The 17,904-nt window shown below is 60.7% G+C and carries 16 protein-coding genes and 1 rRNA gene; 4 read left to right on the top strand and 13 right to left on the bottom strand.

What is annotated here, in order from left to right:
- Position 1: 1 nt before the first annotated feature.
- Positions 2-1,447 carry a cytochrome ubiquinol oxidase subunit I gene (locus AC1RRC_RS11135; RefSeq protein ID WP_493055535.1) on the bottom strand — a complete coding sequence of 482 codons (1,446 nt, stop codon included), beginning with the start codon at positions 1,445-1,447 and terminating at the stop codon, positions 2-4.
- A 295-nt stretch (positions 1,448-1,742) separates the two neighbouring features.
- Here AC1RRC_RS11135 and AC1RRC_RS11130 point away from each other — a divergent pair, with 295 nt between their 5' ends.
- The gene (locus AC1RRC_RS11130; protein ID WP_493055534.1) at positions 1,743-1,973 is read left to right on the top strand and encodes a hypothetical protein; all 231 of its coding nucleotides are present in this window, start codon (positions 1,743-1,745) and stop codon (positions 1,971-1,973) included.
- A gap of 14 nt (positions 1,974-1,987) precedes the next feature.
- Here AC1RRC_RS11130 and AC1RRC_RS11125 read toward each other — a convergent pair whose 3' ends face one another.
- Positions 1,988-2,608 (bottom strand): Hpt domain-containing protein, encoded by a 621-nt coding sequence (locus AC1RRC_RS11125; protein WP_493055533.1) that lies wholly within the window; start codon positions 2,606-2,608, stop codon positions 1,988-1,990.
- Between the two features lie 73 nt (positions 2,609-2,681).
- The gene (locus AC1RRC_RS11120) at positions 2,682-3,629 is read right to left on the bottom strand and encodes a CAP domain-containing protein (protein WP_493055532.1); all 948 of its coding nucleotides are present in this window, start codon (positions 3,627-3,629) and stop codon (positions 2,682-2,684) included.
- Between the two features lie 140 nt (positions 3,630-3,769).
- Between AC1RRC_RS11120 and pssA the strand changes: the two genes are divergently transcribed.
- The gene (pssA, locus tag AC1RRC_RS11115; protein WP_493055531.1) at positions 3,770-4,555 is read left to right on the top strand and encodes a CDP-diacylglycerol--serine O-phosphatidyltransferase; all 786 of its coding nucleotides are present in this window, start codon (positions 3,770-3,772) and stop codon (positions 4,553-4,555) included.
- A gap of 5 nt (positions 4,556-4,560) precedes the next feature.
- On the opposite strand, the gene AC1RRC_RS11110 is transcribed toward pssA, so the two are convergent.
- Positions 4,561-5,487, bottom strand: a complete 927-nt coding sequence (locus AC1RRC_RS11110) for an aldo/keto reductase (protein ID WP_493055530.1) — start codon at positions 5,485-5,487, stop codon at positions 4,561-4,563.
- A 195-nt stretch (positions 5,488-5,682) separates the two neighbouring features.
- Between AC1RRC_RS11110 and AC1RRC_RS11105 the strand changes: the two genes are divergently transcribed.
- Positions 5,683-7,041: an EAL and HDOD domain-containing protein gene (locus AC1RRC_RS11105; protein WP_493055529.1), complete on the top strand. Its 1,359-nt coding sequence runs from the start codon at positions 5,683-5,685 to the stop codon at positions 7,039-7,041.
- Position 7,042: 1 nt separating this feature from the next.
- On the opposite strand, the gene AC1RRC_RS11100 is transcribed toward AC1RRC_RS11105, so the two are convergent.
- The 9 genes from AC1RRC_RS11100 to AC1RRC_RS11060 form a co-directional block, all read right to left on the bottom strand.
- Positions 7,043-8,191, bottom strand: coding sequence for a D-alanyl-D-alanine carboxypeptidase family protein (locus AC1RRC_RS11100; RefSeq protein ID WP_493055528.1), 1,149 nt, complete (start codon positions 8,189-8,191; stop codon positions 7,043-7,045).
- A 50-nt stretch (positions 8,192-8,241) separates the two neighbouring features.
- A complete protein-coding gene (locus AC1RRC_RS11095) occupies positions 8,242-8,910 on the bottom strand; it encodes an alpha/beta hydrolase (RefSeq protein WP_493055988.1) in 669 nt (222 codons plus the stop codon).
- 16 nt (positions 8,911-8,926) lie between these two features.
- Complete coding sequence (locus AC1RRC_RS11090; RefSeq protein ID WP_493055527.1) at positions 8,927-9,250, bottom strand: (2Fe-2S) ferredoxin domain-containing protein; 324 nt, start codon at positions 9,248-9,250, stop codon at positions 8,927-8,929.
- Positions 9,251-9,307: 57 nt separating this feature from the next.
- Positions 9,308-10,453 carry a VanZ family protein gene (locus tag AC1RRC_RS11085; RefSeq protein ID WP_493055526.1) on the bottom strand — a complete coding sequence of 382 codons (1,146 nt, stop codon included), beginning with the start codon at positions 10,451-10,453 and terminating at the stop codon, positions 9,308-9,310.
- A gap of 12 nt (positions 10,454-10,465) precedes the next feature.
- A complete protein-coding gene (locus AC1RRC_RS11080) occupies positions 10,466-11,068 on the bottom strand; it encodes an ABC-type transport auxiliary lipoprotein family protein (protein WP_493055525.1) in 603 nt (200 codons plus the stop codon).
- A 184-nt stretch (positions 11,069-11,252) separates the two neighbouring features.
- The gene (locus AC1RRC_RS11075; RefSeq protein ID WP_493055524.1) at positions 11,253-12,197 is read right to left on the bottom strand and encodes an MlaD family protein; all 945 of its coding nucleotides are present in this window, start codon (positions 12,195-12,197) and stop codon (positions 11,253-11,255) included.
- A 2-nt stretch (positions 12,198-12,199) separates the two neighbouring features.
- Positions 12,200-13,069, bottom strand: a complete 870-nt coding sequence (locus tag AC1RRC_RS11070) for an ABC transporter ATP-binding protein (RefSeq protein ID WP_493055523.1) — start codon at positions 13,067-13,069, stop codon at positions 12,200-12,202.
- Between the two features lie 8 nt (positions 13,070-13,077).
- Positions 13,078-14,190, bottom strand: a complete 1,113-nt coding sequence (locus AC1RRC_RS11065) for an MlaE family ABC transporter permease (protein ID WP_493055522.1) — start codon at positions 14,188-14,190, stop codon at positions 13,078-13,080.
- Between the two features lie 297 nt (positions 14,191-14,487).
- Positions 14,488-15,969, bottom strand: a complete 1,482-nt coding sequence (locus AC1RRC_RS11060; protein ID WP_493055521.1) for a B12-binding domain-containing radical SAM protein — start codon at positions 15,967-15,969, stop codon at positions 14,488-14,490.
- Positions 15,970-16,364: 395 nt separating this feature from the next.
- On the opposite strand from AC1RRC_RS11060, the gene AC1RRC_RS11055 reads away from it, so the two are divergent.
- Positions 16,365-17,893, top strand: a 16S ribosomal RNA gene (locus AC1RRC_RS11055).
- Positions 17,894-17,904: the final 11 nt, after the last annotated feature.

Raw genomic sequence — 17,904 nt, 5'->3', positions numbered from 1 at the left:
GTCAGTTGCCCTCCGCTGCCGGTACGTCGGCCGCATCGTCGCGGTCGGATTTGCGGGCGGCCGACAGCGGCCGCGCCGGGGTGCGCTGGTGTCCGGGACCACCGGTTTCCGGTGCGGCGCCTTCATCGATGACAGGCCCCTTGCGGATCAGCCGCAGCAGGTAGGCAATGCCGGTGCCGAACACGGCGCAGTACACGACGATGAAGATGCCCAAGGTGGTGGCCAGTTCCGCCACGCCATGGCGCGAGACCGCGTCGGCGGTGCGCATCACGCCGTACACCACCCACGGCTGGCGGCCCACTTCCGTGGTGAACCAGCCCGCCAGGATGGCAATGATGCCGGCCGGTCCCATGCAGACCGCAAAGCGCAGGAAGGCCTTGCTGGTCCATACGCTGCCGCGCCGCTGCAGCCACAGGCCGGTAATACCCAGCAGTATCATCAGCATCCCCAGCCCCACCATGATGCGGAACGACCAGAACACGATGGTGGCATTGGGCCGGTCGCGCGGGGCGAAGTCGGTCAGGGCGGGGACCTGGCCATCGAGGCTGTGGGTCAGGATCAGGCTGCCCAGGCGGGGGATTGCGATCTTGTAGCGGGTCTCTTCGCGTTCCATGTCCGGCCAGCCAAACACAATCAGCGGCACACCCTCACCGGGGGCGCCATGCCGCCAGTGGCCTTCCATCGCGGCGATCTTGGCTGGCTGGTGCCGCAGTGTATTCAAACCATGGAAGTCGCCGATCACCGCCTGCAGCGGCGCGACGATGGCCACCATCCACAGCGCCATGGTGAACATCTTGCGGATCGCCTGGTTGTCCGTCCCGCGCAGCAAATGCCATGCGGCGGACGCGCCCACCAGCAGCGCCGTGGCGAGAAAGGCCGCGACGCTCATGTGCACCAGCCGGTAGGGAAAGGACGGGTTGAAGATGATGGCCAGCCAGTCGGTCGGCACCACGCGGCCATCGACAATGGCGTAGCCTTGCGGCGTTTGCATCCAGCTGTTGGACGCCAGGATCCAGGTGGCGGACACCAGGGTGCCCAGCGCCACCATCGCGGTGGACAGGAAATGCAGCGCGGGGCCGACGCGGTGCCAGCCAAACAGCATCACGCCGAGGAAGCCCGCTTCCAGGAAAAACGCCGTCAGCACTTCATATGCCAGCAGCGGCCCCGTGACGGAGCCGGCGAAATCGGAAAAGAAACTCCAGTTGGTGCCGAACTGGTACGCCATGACGAGGCCGGACACCACGCCCATGCCGAAATTCACGGCAAAGATCTTCGACCAGAAGTGGTACAGGTCGCGGTACAGCGTGCGGCCGGTGCGCAGCCAGCACGCTTCCAGCACCACGAGGTAACTGGCCAGGCCGATCGTGATGGCGGGGAAAATGATGTGAAATGAAATCGTGAAAGCGAACTGGATACGCGCCAGTTCGAGCGCGGTGAAGCCCCACATATACGCTCCGATCCTTGGTCTATGCAGCGATTCTCGTGTAAGTGCCGCAGAGGGAACAGACTCAGGATGGGGATTATGCGACCGTATCAGATCCGCGTCGCCACGTTGCCTGATGCGACGTTCAAGGATGTAATTTCGCTATCTGTACTATCATTTTTTTCATTTCAATTTAAAGATTTTTTCTCCCTCTGTAGACCACAAAATTTGTGTGGAAGTGTGAGGCAGCACACACAAGACGCCCTGTAGCCGCGCGGCAATCCTGCTATTATGGGTTCAGGCAATGCCGACATTTGCCATGCAGAATCTGTGTCTGGAAAAGGGGAAATCCGTGGAGCCGCTACAGAATAATCCGTCCGACGATGCAAGCGCGTTGCCGCCGCCGATGGCGCACCGGGTGGACACTCGGCAATCGCTGCCACCGAAAGGTTTTTGCTGGTATTGCGACAAGCCTGTGGACAGTGTGAAGCGTTTTTGCGGCAAGGATTGCCACGACGCCTTCGACGAAGAAGACGAATTTACCAAGTAACCCGATGGGCCTGGTCAGCCGGCCAGCGCCGGCTGCAGCGCCGCCAGCGCCCCCTCAAAATCGAACTGGTGCGCGGCGGACGCCACTTCCTGGAATTTCGCCACGCCGAGGCAGGACGCCAGCACCGTGGCGGACTGTTCCAGCAACTCGATTGCATCGCCATTTCCCTCGTCCAGCAGCATCGCCAGCCGCGCCAGCAAGGTGCGGGTTTCCGGCGAGGCCGGTTCGCGCGCGTTGCTGACCAATCCGGGGCCGTCGACCGTATCCTGCAGGTAGACGTCCAGCACGCGCAGCAAACCTGCCAGCGCCGCGTCCACCAAGTCCAGCGCGGCCGGCAATTCCAGTCCCGCCGACAGGAAACCGTGTTCCGCCACCACGGCCAACTGGTGTAATTCCTGCGCGCCGATCATGCCGGCCGCGCCTTTCAGGCTGTGGATGCGGCGCTGGGCGCCGTCGGTATCGCCCTGCGCCAGCGCTTGCCGCACCTGGCCGGCCACGTGCTGGTAATCCTGCCGGAAGCGGCGCAGCAATTGCATGTACAGCTGCTGGTCGCCCATCAGGCGGTCCAGGCCTTCTTCGATATCGAGGATATGCTGCACGGCGGGCGGTTCGCCGGGATCGGCGTATGAAGTCATGACCATCTCGCGTAGAAATGTCTGAGACAACACCATAGCATTCCCGCCGCCCGTTGGTGTATCGCAACGGTAATTATCTTGTTGTAAAAGACCAATGGCGGCTGACGGTCATGCCGTCCACCGTGCCGGTGAAGCTGACGTCATGGACAGTATTGGACTTCAATACCGCCAGCGGGATGATGGCGGCGGCGGATTTGGGCGTGTGGCTGTCCGTCGCGTTTGACAGCAGGCGCACCGGCAAGTCGGCGCCGCCACGGGGGCGCACGGTGAAGGTTTGCACCGTGACGGTGGAGGTCACGTCGCCTTGCACGCTGATCGGGTAGCCGACTTCATTGCGGTCCGGCACCGGGTCCGGGGCTTCGCTGTCGCTGGAAAAACTGGGATCCACCATGGTCTGGCTGGTGGCCGGGTAGTGCGCCACATTGCCGCGCCCGACGCCGGGTCCGAAACCGCCGCTGGCGGCGAAGTCGGCCGTGAAATACGTGTAATTGCTGCTGGTGGCGGCGCCGGTGCCCATCTCGCGGAATACGGGTTCGAAAATCACGAAACGGTGGTAAATCGCGGCAATCAATTCTTCCGCGTGATAAAAGCCGGACGCTTGGCTGGCGGCGGAAATCACTTCGCCATAGATATTCGCCCCCGACAGCCGGTAGCCGGCCGCGGTCAGCCGCTGTTGCAGGGTGACGCCGGTATAACCGGGCTTGCCGGCAGTTTGTTCGTGCGTGATGGTGTTGTTGAGCCGCTGGTAATCCGAATGCCCTTGCGCGGCCGCGTCGATCAGCGCGCTGCGCGACAGGATCGACAGGCCGGCTTGCTGGCGGCGGTAATTGAACCAGTTAAAACCATCGGTGGCGGCATTGCCGGTTTGCGTGGGGGCGCCCGGTTGTGGCGGGACCACCGGGATGACGGGTGTGGCTGGCGTGGCGGTATCGCTGCCGCCACCGCCACCACCGCAGGCGGTCAGTATGGCCGCCAGCAGGGCAGCCAGCAGCAATGGTGTGCGTTGGCGTGGGGCGTCCATGGCAATCTCCTTGTTTTGATTTTATGCCACCGCTCTTGAAGGACGACGCAGCTTACATTTGTTACAAGTCAAGACGGGTTTATCCAGCACGGTAAAATAGGCGGAATAATCACCTTAGCAACCTTAGCCATAAGTTACTGATGACTCTACCCAAGCAGCGTTTGCAACGCGCCAAGTTCGCCTTGCCCAGCTTTGTCACCTTGCTGTCGATTGCATGCGGCTTCGGCAGCATTGTCATTTCCGTCGACAACGCGTATATCGGCAACGCCCGCGATTACCAGATGGCGGCCGTCTTGCTGGTGCTGGCCGGCGTGTTCGATGCGCTGGACGGCTTTGTCGCCCGCGCCACCGGCACCAGTTCGGAATTTGGCGTGCAACTCGATTCGATTGCCGACGTCATGAATTTCGGCTGCGCGCCCGCCGTGCTGCTGTATTGCTACGGTTTTGTGTTGCTGGGACAGGATCACGCGCAATTGCTGCGCATCGGTGGCATCGCCAGCTTTATCTTTGTCACGTGCGGTGCGCTGCGGCTGGCCCGCTTCAATGTGATGGTGGGGCGCACCGATCCGAAATACTTTGTCGGCATGCCGATTACCGCCGGCGCGGCGTGCGTGGCGTCGGCGGTGGTGGCGTGGCCGGAACCGGCCACCACGGCGCTGCATGGCTACCTGATCGTGCTGCTGTTGCTGGTGGTGGGTTTCCTGATGGTGTCAACCATCCGCTTCCCCAGCTCCAAGCAAAAGAAAAGCAAGGCCGCGCTGGTGTTGCTGGCGGCCTGCCTGGGATTGTTCGCCTGGCTGACCACGTCGTTCTTTGCCCTGTTCTTCGTGGTGTACGTGATTGGCACGCTGGCGCTGAACATGGCGTGGAAATCGGGATGGCAGGGCATTGCGCCCCCCATCGTGTACGGCAACGAAGATTTGTAAATCAGTTACGCCACTTCGTGCCCGCGCGCCGCGCGCAGGATTTCAAACCACTGCGCACTGCTCAACGTGAATGCGGTGGCTTCCACGGCTTCCGCAATCGCGGCGATGCGGCCGGAACCGGTCAACGGCGCCGGGCGGCATGGCAACTGCATAATCCACGCAAATACCACCGAGGCAAACGGGCGCTGCACATCGTCCGCCACGCGCTGGACCACGGCGCGCAGGCGCTCGCCGGCGGCATCCCCGCCCGAGAACAGGCGGCCACCGCCCAGTGGCGACCAGATCATCGGCGCCACGCCCTGATCCTGCAAACCGTCAAAGGTTTCATCGAACAGCGGCGCCAGGTGCAGCGGCGAGAATTCCACCTGGTTGGTGGCCAGTGCGATGCGGCGGTTCAGCGCTTCGAACTGGTGGCGGCTGAAGTTCGACACGCCGAAGTGCTTGACCTTGCCCTGTTCGCGCAGGCGCGTAAAGGCGCCGGCGATCTCGTCGAAATCCATCAGCGGATCGGGACGGTGGATCAGCAGCAAATCCAGGTGGTCCGTGTGCAGCGCACGCAAGGACGTTTCGACCGAGGCGGTGATGTGGGCCGCGCTGGTGTCGTAGTGCTGGATCGTGTGGTCCGGGTGCTTGCCGGACAACAGCTTGATGCCGCATTTGCTGATGATTTGCATGCTGTCGCGCAGCGATGGTTTCAACGCCAGCGCTGCGCCAAACAGCGCTTCCACGCCATAGTCGCCGTAGATGTCGGCGTGGTCGAAACTGGTCACGCCCAGCGCCATGCACTGTTCAATGAATGCCAGCCGCTGCGCCGGCGCCATGCCCCATTCCGTCATCCGCCACATGCCCGCGACGATGCGCGACAGTTGCAGGCCTCCCGCATAGGTGGTGAGGGCGGGGCTGGATAAGCTGGTGCGGTGGGCGGTGGTCATGTGTCTTCCGTATCTTCTGTGTGAATGTCATTATGGTAGCGCTACAGCCCGCCGATTATACGGTGGGTGGCAGAGTGTTGCAGCAGTCGCCGCATTGCCGGTTTTTTCAGCACCGGGCATTTTCCGGACGGCATTCCCCTGTATCATTTTTAAACCGGCTTCCATCAGGAGGCAGCGCAGCGGGGAGGGTTGGCCGTGGGGTTGTTATCGTTCTTGAACCGCAAGCCGGAAGAGCCAGACGCGGGGTCGGCGCCCCAGGCGCGCGCTCCCGTGCCCACAGTGGCGCCAGCCACCGCCCCGTCCGCCGGGCAGCCTGACGACACTTCGCTGACCTTTGCCGACGCGGACGCCATGCTGTGCCGCGAAGAAATCGTCGATAAAAAACACCGGCTGTGCGGCTACCGCTTCACGTTCCGGCCGGGCGGCAAGCGTCCGAAGCCGACTGAATATGCGTTTTTTGAAGCGCTCGAGGCGATTGACCTGAAGGAGTTCAGTACGCGCCGCCTGGCCGTGTTGCCGGTGACAGTGGAAGGCATCGATGGCCGCCACCATGGCCAGGTGGCGACCCCGAACACCATGCTCGTCATCGAGCGCCGTCATCCTGCGTTTGGACCGAAGGAGCTGGCGGCCCGGCTGGCGTCGCTGAAAAAGGATGGTTGCCGCACGGCGCTGGCGGGCGCCAGCCTGGCGTCGGAGGAGACGCCGCTGCTGGAGCAGGCCGATGCGGTATTTTTGAACTTGTCCGATTGTTCGCTGCCGCAATTCCAGGCGCTGCTGAAGCAATTGCGGGCCGCGTATCCGGCGCTGCAGATCGTGGTGGAAAACGTCGACAGCTGGGAAGAACAGCGCATGTGCCTGGCGTGGGGCTGCGACTTTTGCATGGGTTATTTCCTGACCACGCCGGACAAGGTCGACCCGGATGCGAAAATCGATCAAAGCCGCCTGACGTCGATCGAGCTGCTGAACTTGTTGCGCACGGATGCCGAAGTCAGTGAACTGGCCGACGTCGCCAAGCAGGATCCGGGGCTGGCGTTCCATGTGCTGAAGTGGGCCAATGCCCCCACCACCGGGCACCACGCGAAAATCACCAGCCTGAAGGAAGCCATCATCGTGCTGGGCCGCTCGCACCTGTACCGCTGGCTGACGGTCTCGATGTTCCGCCTCGGCAGCACCCATGCGCGCGACGAGGCCCTGCTGGAAGTGGCGCTGCAGCGGGCGCGCTTCCTGGAAACCGTGGCGTATCTGCCGCAGGCGCGGCGCGATGAATTATTCCTGGTGGGCTTGCTGTCGCTGTTCGACATCCTGCTGGGCATGCCGATGCCGGCGATCCTGGACAAGATGCATTTGTCGGACGAAGTGCGGGATGTGCTGTTGCGCAGTGAGGGATTGTATGGACCGTACCTGATGCTGGCGCTGCAAGTCGAGAAAGGGCAGGTGGGGCGCGCGGCGGAAATTGCGCTGGGAGTGGGGATCGATCCCGATACCCTGGGAGAAACCAGTGATGCAGCGTTCCAGTGGGCACAGGAAGCGCTGCATCACTCGATGGGTGACTAAATTATTTCATCCACAACCGCACGGAGTCATACGCGCGGCCAAAGATCGAGGCCTGGCCGACCGGCTCCAGGGTCACCACCGGCAATTCCAGCAGCGGTTTGCCATCGACCATCATCTTGACGGAACCCACGCGGGTGTTTTCCGCCAGTGGGGCGACCAGCGGGTCCTTGCGTTCCAGCTGCGGTTTCATTTTTTGCGCCACGCCTTTCGGCACGGTCACCAGCACGTCTTGCGTGAAGCCGACCTTGACCTTGTTCAGCGAACCTTTCCAGATTTCCGGATTGTCGATCACCTGGCCTTTGCTATATAGCTTGACCGTGTCGAAGTTCTGGAAACCCCAGTTCAGCAGCTTCTGGCTTTCCGCCGTACGCGCGCCATCCGATGCGGTGCCCAGCACCACGGAAATCAGGCGGCGGTCGCCGTTGGCGCCATTCGGGCGTTTGGCCGACGCGATCATGCAATAGCCGGCGGCTTCCGTATGGCCGGTTTTCATGCCATCGACGGTTGGGTCCAGCCACAGCAGGCGGTTGCGGTTCGGTTGTGTGATCTTGTTGTAGGTGAAGCTCTTCACCGAATCGATCTTGTAAAACTCCGGAAAGTCCCGGATCACGTACTTGGCCAGTACCGACAAATCCTGTGCGGTCGAATAGTTTTCCGGGCTTGGCAAACCGTGCGGGTTGGCGAAACGGGTATTGGTCAGGCCCATGCGCTGTGCTTCGCGGTTCATCAAGGTCACGAACGTGCCTTCGTCGCCGGCCACGGCTTCCGCCAGCGCCACGGCGGCGTCATTACCGGATTGCACCATCAAGCCGTGCAGCAAGTCGTTGATCGACACCGGCGTGGCCGGATCGATGAACATTTTCGAGCTGCTGGCATCGACTTTCCAGGCTTTGACGGAGACGTTGACTTTCTGGTTGATGTCCAGCTTCTTGTCACGGAGAGCCTGGAACGTCACGTAGGCTGTCATGATCTTGGTCAGCGATGCCGGTTCGATGCGCGCGTTCGGGTCTTGCGACGCGATGATCTGGCCGCTCGTCATGTCCATCAACAGCCAGGATTTGGCGGCGATGGTCGGAGCGGGAATCGTCTGGGCGACGGCGGAAGTGATCAACAGCACACTGGTAGCCAGCGCTGCGAGGTATTTTTTCATGTTGCGGAATACGGGTTGGTCTATCGAAGAATGGCGGACATTATAGAGGTTCAATCCTCGTCGGAGTCGCGCAGTTGCCCGCTTGCGGGGGTATTTCGCCACAGCGCCTGCACCCACGATTTAATGTGGCCCAGTTTGCGGTGGAAGAAATGGTCGGCGCCGGGAATCACGATCACGGGCACGTCTTGCGGGCGCACCCAGTCCAATACCGCCTGTAAAGGGATGGTGTCGTCGAGTTCACCGTGGATCAGGATCGAGTCGGCCGGAATATCGGCCATCTGCCACTTGCCGGCCGCTGCGCCGACCAGCACCAGGCGCTGGGCCGGGGTGCCGGCGTCGGCCAGGCGCCTGGCCAGTTGCGACTGGACGTAGGTGCCGAACGAAAAACCGGACAGCGTCACCGGCAAGCCGGGGAATTTTTCCGTCATGTGCTGGTACAGCAGGCCCATGTCATCGGTTTCGCCATGGCCGTGGTCATGCACGCCTTCGGAGGCGCCGACACCGCGGAAATTGATGCGGGCCACCACGTAACCGAGGCCGACAAAGGTGCGCATCAGGGTGACGGCGACCTTGTTGTCCATGGTGCCGCCATACAGCGGGTGCGGGTGCGCCACCAGCGCGATGCCGCGCGGCGCGGCGGCGTCAGGCGGCAGGTCGATCATCCCTTCCATCAAGCCGGCGCCGCCGGCAAGGGTGAAGCGTTCAGAGGTTTTGTTCAGCATAGGGATTCGGGGATCAGATCTTCAGTCGTTCCACGGGCTTGCCGCCCACCAGGTGGGAATCGATGATTTCATCGATATCGGTGGTATCCACATAGGTGTACCACGTGCCTTCCGGGTACACCACCATGACCGGGCCTTCGTCGCAGCGGTCCAGGCAACCGGCCTGGTTGATGCGGACTTTGCCCTGGCCATTGATGCCCAGTTCCTTGCAGCGCTTTTTCGCGTGTTTTTGCGCGGTTTCCGCGCCATGGTCGCCGCAGCTGTTGCGGCCGTCGTCGCGTTTGTTCATGCAAAAGAACACGTGACGCTCGAAATAGGGTTTGTTGCTGTCGCTCATGATGGGGCCTCGCTTGTCATCCAGGCCGCTATGATACCCGTCCCCGGGGGCGGGTGCTTATTGGCGGTTCAGCTTATGGGACGGCAACAGCAGGAACCACAGCGCGAAGAACGGCCACATGACGGCCAGGAATTGGGCCGCGCCATTGAAATTCAGGAATTTCCCCTGTACCCAGCCTTGCAAAGTTGACAGGAAATACGGATTCAGTGGCGTCGTGTTGACAATCAATAAACTCAACACAATGGTGATGGCGGCCAGCCGCCGCTGCGCCACATGCGGTGCGAACACAAGTCCGGACAACATGATGGCGCCAATCAGGAAGCCGCCCTGCGCACCGGGGGTGACCCAGACAAACGCGTTTTCCGGTGAAAACAGGAGCGCCGTGGCCAGCGATTTCATGACAACGGCGGAGGCGACCAGTGTGATCAACAGCCCGGCCCGGGGCGACGGGCGCCGGGTCAGGCACAGCAACGTCAGGCCCGCGCCCACCATGCCGCAGGCCGTGACGATGGTTTCCGACAGCCAGTACTGTTCCACCGTTAATTCCACGCCGGGGCGCAACAATTCCACCAGGTCGATACTCATATCGAGCCATTCCGACATCCAGTCCGACAGGATCGGCAAAATTTGTCCGTGCCCGAACAAAAAGCTTTGCGGATAAATCTGCGCCAGCGGCCACAGCGCCATCAGTACCAGGCCCTGGCTGGTGTGCTGCACGAACCAGCGCTGCCGGACCCGGTACAGCGGGCTGCCATCGAGCAGGCGGCTGGCCGTCAAGACGCCCAGCAGCGCGCCAAACGCGGCGCCGCCGGCATTGGTATAAAAGTCCAGGTTGGAAGAAACACGGCTGGGCAGGTAGGTCTGCACCGCTTCCATCAAGCCAGAGACAAAGGCGCCCAGCAGCGCCGCGGCGAGGAAGGCCAGCACGCCCCGCACCCGTGGATACAGCGCATACGCGATCAGCGTGCCGAGCGGGATATAGCCGACGATATTGATGATGGCGTCAAACCGTGTCCAGTAGCGCGGCATTTCCGTGTGCTGCAGGAAGATGAACGGTGACAGGCCCTGGTTATGCCAGCCTGAGAATGGATACCAGCTGGCGTAGAGGATCAGCGCCGCATACGCAACCAGGGTGGCGCGCGCCACCGGCGACGGGGCGCGCTGGCGCACGGTCGGTTGCGTGAGTACGGGCTGCTCCTTCATGCCGGTCCGGTCTTACTGCTGCTGTTGCTGCGGCGGCAGCGCGTTCAGCCACGCGACGATGTCGGCGGCAATCGCATCGGTCGATGCCGCCAGGGCCCGGGCGCCGCCAGCCGCATCGGCACTGGGGGCGTCCGTGCTGCGGGTAAACGTGCGCTGATCGACCAGCTTGTGGTTGCGGAACAGCGATGCGCGCAGCGACACTTGTCCGGTGCTGTGCGTGGCGCTGTCGAAATGCTGGCTGAAGTCATCCGCTTCGAGGCGCAGCAGCGGCAGGCCGACTGCCGCATCGGTGGTGGCCAGCACCTTGACGCCAGACTGCGCGATGCGGCCCTTGAGGCGCTGCGACATCAGCTGCAGCGGCGTCACGCTCCAGTTATTGTGCGCATAGGGACGGGCTTGCTGCGCATCGGCATACAGCAGCCGATACACCATGCGGTTGCTGTCGAGCGAAGCGGGGCCGCTGACGTCGGATACCACCAGCGCCGGCGTACCCGACGCCTGTGCCGGCGCCTGGATGGCAGGCAGCGGGCCGAAGTCATACACGGCAGGAGCGGGCGCTTTCGAGGCGCAGGCGCTCAGCATCAGCAGTGCGGTGAGTGCAGCGTATGTCTTCATGATTCGTCCCCATAATGTAGGGTGGTTTCCGCAGGAAGCCGCCATGCCCGCTCAGCCACCAGCGCGGGCAATACCGGTGTGCCGGCATGGCGGCTCGACAAACCCGATCCGCCCTGCGGATACACTCGCGGCCGGGGCGGCAAGGTTAGCGCAATCAGCGCAGGCAGGCAACATGCCATTCACCTCAGCGTTTGCCGTCCGGCGCCGCAAAACCCGGCTCACCCGGTCCCGGCGGCGTTTCCGCATTGCCGAACAAAATGCTTTGCGGCCGCTCGTTCAGGTTATTCATGGCGCGTCGCACCGAGCGCATCGAGGAGCGGGTTTCATCGGTCAGTGCATTAATATTGGGCAGCGTTTCCAGTTCGACGCCGCCGGCCACGGTTTCCAGCGACAAGCCGACCCGGTCCACCGTGTTGTTCAGGCGCGCAATGGCGCCGTTCGGTCCCTGCAGGCTGGTGGTGATGTTCTTTGCATCGTCCGTCAGGCGGTTGACGGAAGCCAGCGTGCCATTGGCTTGCTGCACCAGCGATGGCAGCTTGTCCAGTGTCGGCTGCAGCTTTGCCGGCAATTCGCGGTAAGCGCGCGCAGTTTCGCTGACATCGGTAAACGCTTGCACGATGGCTTCCCGGTTGTGCCCATCGAGCAGGTCATTCATGCGGTCCGCCACTTGCTCGGCCTTCGACAGGATGGCTTTGCCGCGTTTTTCCAGCTGGTCGAACAAGCCCGGTTGCAGCGGGATCAGGGATGGCTCCTTCTTGCTGGTGCCCAGCAGGGGCGAGCCGGTTTTTTCATCATCGAGCTGCACATAGGCGATGCCGGTGACGCCCTGGTAGCCCAGCGTGGCATAGGTGGTTTTCGTGATCGGCGTTTCCGGGTCGATCGACAGGTGGATCAGGATCTGGCCCGCCACCTTCTGGTTGAAATCGATGTCGTCCACCTTGCCCACTTCCAGGCCCCGGTAACGCACGGCTGCCTGCGGATTGAGGCCGGGGATCGACAGCGTGGTGGCGATCAGGTACGGGTTGCGTTCAACCCGGTCGCGGTTGAACCAGATGCCCAGCAGGATGGCCGCCGCCAGCAAGGTCAGCGTAAAGAAACCGGTCATCAGGGCGTGCGATCTGTTTTCCATGCTTACTCCTTGTTCTTTTCATCGAGCCGCTTTTCATCGAGCGCTGCCAACGCACGCTTGCCGCGGTCGCCGAGGAAAAACTCTTTGATGAAGGGATGGTCGACCTTGATCACTTCGCGCGTGGGGCCGATGGCAATCACGTGCTTTTCCGCCAGCACGGCAATGCGGGTGGACAGCGCAAACAAGGTGTCGAGGTCGTGCGTGACCATCACCACGGTCAGGTTCAATTCGCGGTGCAGCGATTTGATGAGGGCAACGAAACTTTCCGATAAATCGGGGTCGAGACCGGCAGTCGGTTCATCGAGGAACAGCAATTGCGGTTCCAGCGCCAGGGCGCGCGCCAGCGCCACGCGCTTGATCATGCCGCCGGACAGGTCCGCGGGCATCTTGTTCACATGTTCCGGTCCCAGTCCCACCATGTTCATTTTCAGCAGCACGGCGTCGCGCACCACGTCGGCGGGCAGGGTGCGCAATTCGCGCATCGGTTGCGCGATATTGTCGAACACCGTCAGCGCCGAATACAGCGCGCCCTGCTGGAACAGCATGCCCCAGTGGTTGCGCAATTGTTGCAAGTGTTCGGCATTGGCTTCGCTGATGTCTTCCCCAAAGATGCGGACGCACCCGCGCGAGGGACGTTCCAGGCCCAGCATCTGGCGCAGCAGCACGGTCTTGCCGGTGCCGGAACCGCCGACGATGGACATGATTTCACCCTGCTCGATATCGAGGTTCACATCCTGGTGCACGACGGTGCGGCCGAAGCGCGTTTGCAGGTTGGTGATCTGCACCACCGGCACGCTGCCATCGAGGGTCAGTTCGCCATTGCCATCGGGGCAGGCGCGCTGGTCTTCCGAGGGTTTGTGATCGTCGTCCATCTTGTCCATCAATAGCCCACCCCATTGAATACGATGGCAAACACCGCGTCGGCCAGGATCACGACGGTAATGGCGGTCACCACGGACGTGGTGGTGCCGTGGCCCAGGCTTTCCGTATTGGGCTTGATGCGCAAGCCGAAGTGGCACGAGACCAGCGCGATCAGCGTGCCGAACACCACGCCTTTACCGAGGCCGATCAGGTAATTGGCCAGCGGTACGGCATCCGGCAATTTCTGGATGAAGTAGCGCGACGATAAATTCAGTTCGATCTTGGCTGAAACCATGCCGCCAATCAGCGCCATGGCGTCGGTCCAGATCACCAGTAACGGCAGGGAGATGGCCAGCGCGATGACTTTGGGCAGGATCAGGCGGAAACCGTGTGAAATACCCATCACCAGCATGGCGTCGAGTTCCTCCGTCACGCGCATGACGCCCAGTTGCGCCGTGATGGCGGAACCGGAGCGGCCGGCCACGAGGATGGCGGCCAGCAGCGGCCCCAGTTCGCGGATGATGCTCATGCCCAGCAGGTTGACGAGGTAAATGTCGCCGCCAAAGGTGCGTAATTGTTGGGCAGACAGGAACGACAACACCACGCCGATCAAAAAGCCCACCAGCGCCGTGATGCCCAGCGCTTCAAAGCCGGCATGATAAACATTGGCGGAAATTTCGCGCCATGGCCCGCGCATGGGATTGCGGGCAAAACGGAAGATGTCTTGCGTGACCTGGCCAATCAGTTTTACGAAGCCCCGCAGGTGCTCAAAGAAGCCCATCACGGCAAAGCCCAGCTTCATGACGGAGGTCAGCCGGTGGGTGCGCTGGCGCGGTAATTCGAGCTTGCTGGCGTCTTCCAGCCGCTTGAAGAATTCGTCGTGGCCGTCGGCCAGTTTCAGGTCGGCGGGGCGTTGTTTATTCCACGCATTCCACAGCATCTGCGCGCCGATGTGGTCGAGCGCCTGGATGCCAGACAGGTCCCAGTGCACTTTTTTGCCCTGCAATTGCTGGAGCGACGCTTGCACGGCCTTGACCGTGTGGCGGTTTGCCAGTGCGTGTACCTGCCACGTCCCGCTGGCAGTAACCACCTCGGGACTGACGTTGAGAGAGGGCGCGGGAGGGCTGGGCATAAGCTCAAGTGTAAGGGACTTTGTGCCCTGACGCTACTTTGGAGCAATTGCGTGCGGTTATGGCTGTGTTAGGCCCCGAACAGACTGCCGGGCCACGTCATACCGGCACTCCGTACGTTGGCTCCGTAGGGCGGTTTTGCGCAGCAAAGCCGCCATGCTGGCAGCCCCGGGACGTCATTGCCAACATGACGCACGCCTGGCGGAAGCCGCCATGCATGCGGCCCGGTTGCGTTTGACGATGTCGCAACGCACGCATGGCGGCTTCGCTGGCGCGAAACCGCCCTACGGAGTTGCGTTTCAGGCCGCAAGGTGGCGCACTTGCCTTTGTGGCGCCACAGCCTTGGGGGCCTCGTGACCATGTTTTTTACCGGTGCTGACATCGCTGCCCACCAGCGCCGCCGCCTCTTGCGCCTCCATGCCCCGCTGCACCAGCCACTTTTGCACCATGGCGGCCAGGCGGTCCAGCGCAATGCGGTGGGTGGCATCGGTGTTGGCATACAGCCAGTCGGCAAACGCCATGAAGTGTTCAAACGGCGCATCCGCCAGCAACACCGGCAAGGTATTTGTAAAGCGCCCGGAGTTGGCCACCAGGTCCCAGTAGCGGGCGAAGCGCACCAGCCGCTGCATGGTCGGGAAGTCGATGTGCTTATTCGCCAGGATGGTGTAGGGCGGATGCGGATCGAACACCAGATTGAACGGTTCCGTATGGCGGATGATCGGTGTGCCGCGCAAGCGTTTCAGGATGCCGAACTGGATTTCATGCGGTCCCAGCGCCCACAGTTTATTAAAGCCGGCCGCGAAGCTTTCCACGGTTTCACCGGGCAAGCCCGCAATCAAGTCCACGTGCATGTGGGCCGTGGAGTGGTCGCACAGCCAGCGGATGTTGTCGACCGCTTTCTGGTTGTCCTGCTTGCGGCTGACCAGCGTTTGCACGTCGGGATTGAAGCTTTGGATGCCGATTTCGAACTGCAGCGCGCCGGGCGGGAATTTGCTGATGCCTTCTTTCAACGCATCGGGCAGGTGGTCGGGCACCAGTTCGAAGTGCGCGTAGACGGGATCGTCCGGATTGGCTTCCAGCTTGTCGAGGAAGAATTGCATGATCTTCAGGCTGGTCTTGATATTCAGGTTGAACGTGCGGTCGACGAACTTGAACAGGCGCGCGCCCCGCTGGTGCAGCGATTCCATCTCCGCCAGGAAGGCGTCGATATTGAATGGCCATGCGGTCTTGTCCAGCGCCGACAGACAGAATTCGCACTTGAACGGGCAGCCGCGCGAGGCTTCCACATAGAGCGTGCGGTTCTTGATGTCGTCGTCCGAATATAGCGAGTAGGGCAGCTGGATGTCGGCCAGCGGCGGTTGATGGCCCGCGTGCACTTTCATGATCGGCTTTGGGCCATTGAGGATTTCGCCGCACAGTTTCGGGAAGGTGACGTCGCCCCAGCCCGTGATCACGTAATCGGCCTGTTTGACGATCTCCTGTTCATTGGTCTCGTACGACACTTCCGGCCCACCCAATACCACCGTCACATGGGGCGCCACGCGCTTGAGCATGCCGACGACTTTATTGGTTTCTTCGACATTCCATATATAGATACCGAATCCGACGATCTTTGGATTGTGCTGCAGGATGCGCTCGACGATTTCCGTGGTCTTGGCGCCAATGACGAATTCCTGGATTTTTGTCTGCTCTTGCCATTCCCCCATGTTGGCCAGCAGGTAGCGCAATCCCAGCGAGGCGTGGGTATAGCGGGCATTGAGGGTGGTAAGCAGGATGGTCATGATAAAAACATTAACGGCAAAAGGGATATTTTACTCTTGCCAGATCATCTTGGCTTCGGCTATAGTTCTGTCCCCGCGCTGCTGAGCACTGCTCGCAGCGAAGGAAGAGAAAAAAGAGGGTGTTGACGATTCAAACGAAACACTGCATAATCTCGCTTCTCTGCTGCTGACGAACAAAACGCTTCGTCGAAATCGAAAAGATAGCAGCCTTCTTTAAAAAATTACAGTCGATAAGTGTGGGTGTTAGATGAGATAAGCCCGGTGCCTTTTAGGTACTGAAGCTCAAATTATTGAACTAACACTCGCACAAATATATTAAACGTAAGTCTCGAAAGAGATTTCGTCAGTATTTTGAGTGAGTGACCTCCAGCAGCAATGCTGGAAAAACAGAGATTGAACTGAAGAGTTTGATCCTGGCTCAGATTGAACGCTGGCGGCATGCTTTACACATGCAAGTCGAACGGCAGCGCGGGGCAACCTGGCGGCGAGTGGCGAACGGGTGAGTAATATATCGGAACGTACCCAGGAGTGGGGGATAACGTAGCGAAAGTTACGCTAATACCGCATACGACCCAAGGGTGAAAGTGGGGGATCGCAAGACCTCATGCTCATGGAGCGGCCGATATCTGATTAGCTAGTTGGTGGGGTAAAGGCTCACCAAGGCAACGATCAGTAGCTGGTCTGAGAGGACGACCAGCCACACTGGAACTGAGACACGGTCCAGACTCCTACGGGAGGCAGCAGTGGGGAATTTTGGACAATGGGGGCAACCCTGATCCAGCAATGCCGCGTGAGTGAAGAAGGCCTTCGGGTTGTAAAGCTCTTTTGTCAGGGAAGAAACGACTCCTTCTAATACAGGGGGTTAATGACGGTACCTGAAGAATAAGCACCGGCTAACTACGTGCCAGCAGCCGCGGTAATACGTAGGGTGCAAGCGTTAATCGGAATTACTGGGCGTAAAGCGTGCGCAGGCGGTTTTGTAAGACTGTCGTGAAATCCCCGGGCTTAACCTGGGAATGGCGATGGTGACTGCAAGGCTAGAGTTTGGCAGAGGGGGGTAGAATTCCACGTGTAGCAGTGAAATGCGTAGAGATGTGGAGGAACACCGATGGCGAAGGCAGCCCCCTGGGTCAAAACTGACGCTCATGCACGAAAGCGTGGGGAGCAAACAGGATTAGATACCCTGGTAGTCCACGCCCTAAACGATGTCTACTAGTTGTCGGGTCTTAATTGACTTGGTAACGCAGCTAACGCGTGAAGTAGACCGCCTGGGGAGTACGGTCGCAAGATTAAAACTCAAAGGAATTGACGGGGACCCGCACAAGCGGTGGATGATGTGGATTAATTCGATGCAACGCGAAAAACCTTACCTACCCTTGACATGGAAGGAATCCCTGAGAGATTGGGGAGTGCCCGAAAGGGAACCTTTACACAGGTGCTGCATGGCTGTCGTCAGCTCGTGTCGTGAGATGTTGGGTTAAGTCCCGCAACGAGCGCAACCCTTGTCATTAGTTGCTACGAAAGGGCACTCTAATGAGACTGCCGGTGACAAACCGGAGGAAGGTGGGGATGACGTCAAGTCCTCATGGCCCTTATGGGTAGGGCTTCACACGTCATACAATGGTACATACAGAGGGCCGCCAACCCGCGAGGGGGAGCTAATCCCAGAAAGTGTATCGTAGTCCGGATTGTAGTCTGCAACTCGACTACATGAAGTTGGAATCGCTAGTAATCGCGGATCAGCATGTCGCGGTGAATACGTTCCCGGGTCTTGTACACACCGCCCGTCACACCATGGGAGCGGGTTTTACCAGAAGTAGGTAGCTTAACCGCAAGGAGGGCGCTTACCACGGTAGGATTCGTGACTGGGGTGAAGTCGTAACAAGGTAGCCGTATCGGAAGGTGCGGCTGGATCACCTCCTTTCTAGAGTAGGC

The sequence above is a fragment of the Pseudoduganella sp. GW821-FHT12E03 genome, assembly GCF_058807115.1.
This window is presented reverse-complemented; position numbering and strand designations above follow the sequence as displayed.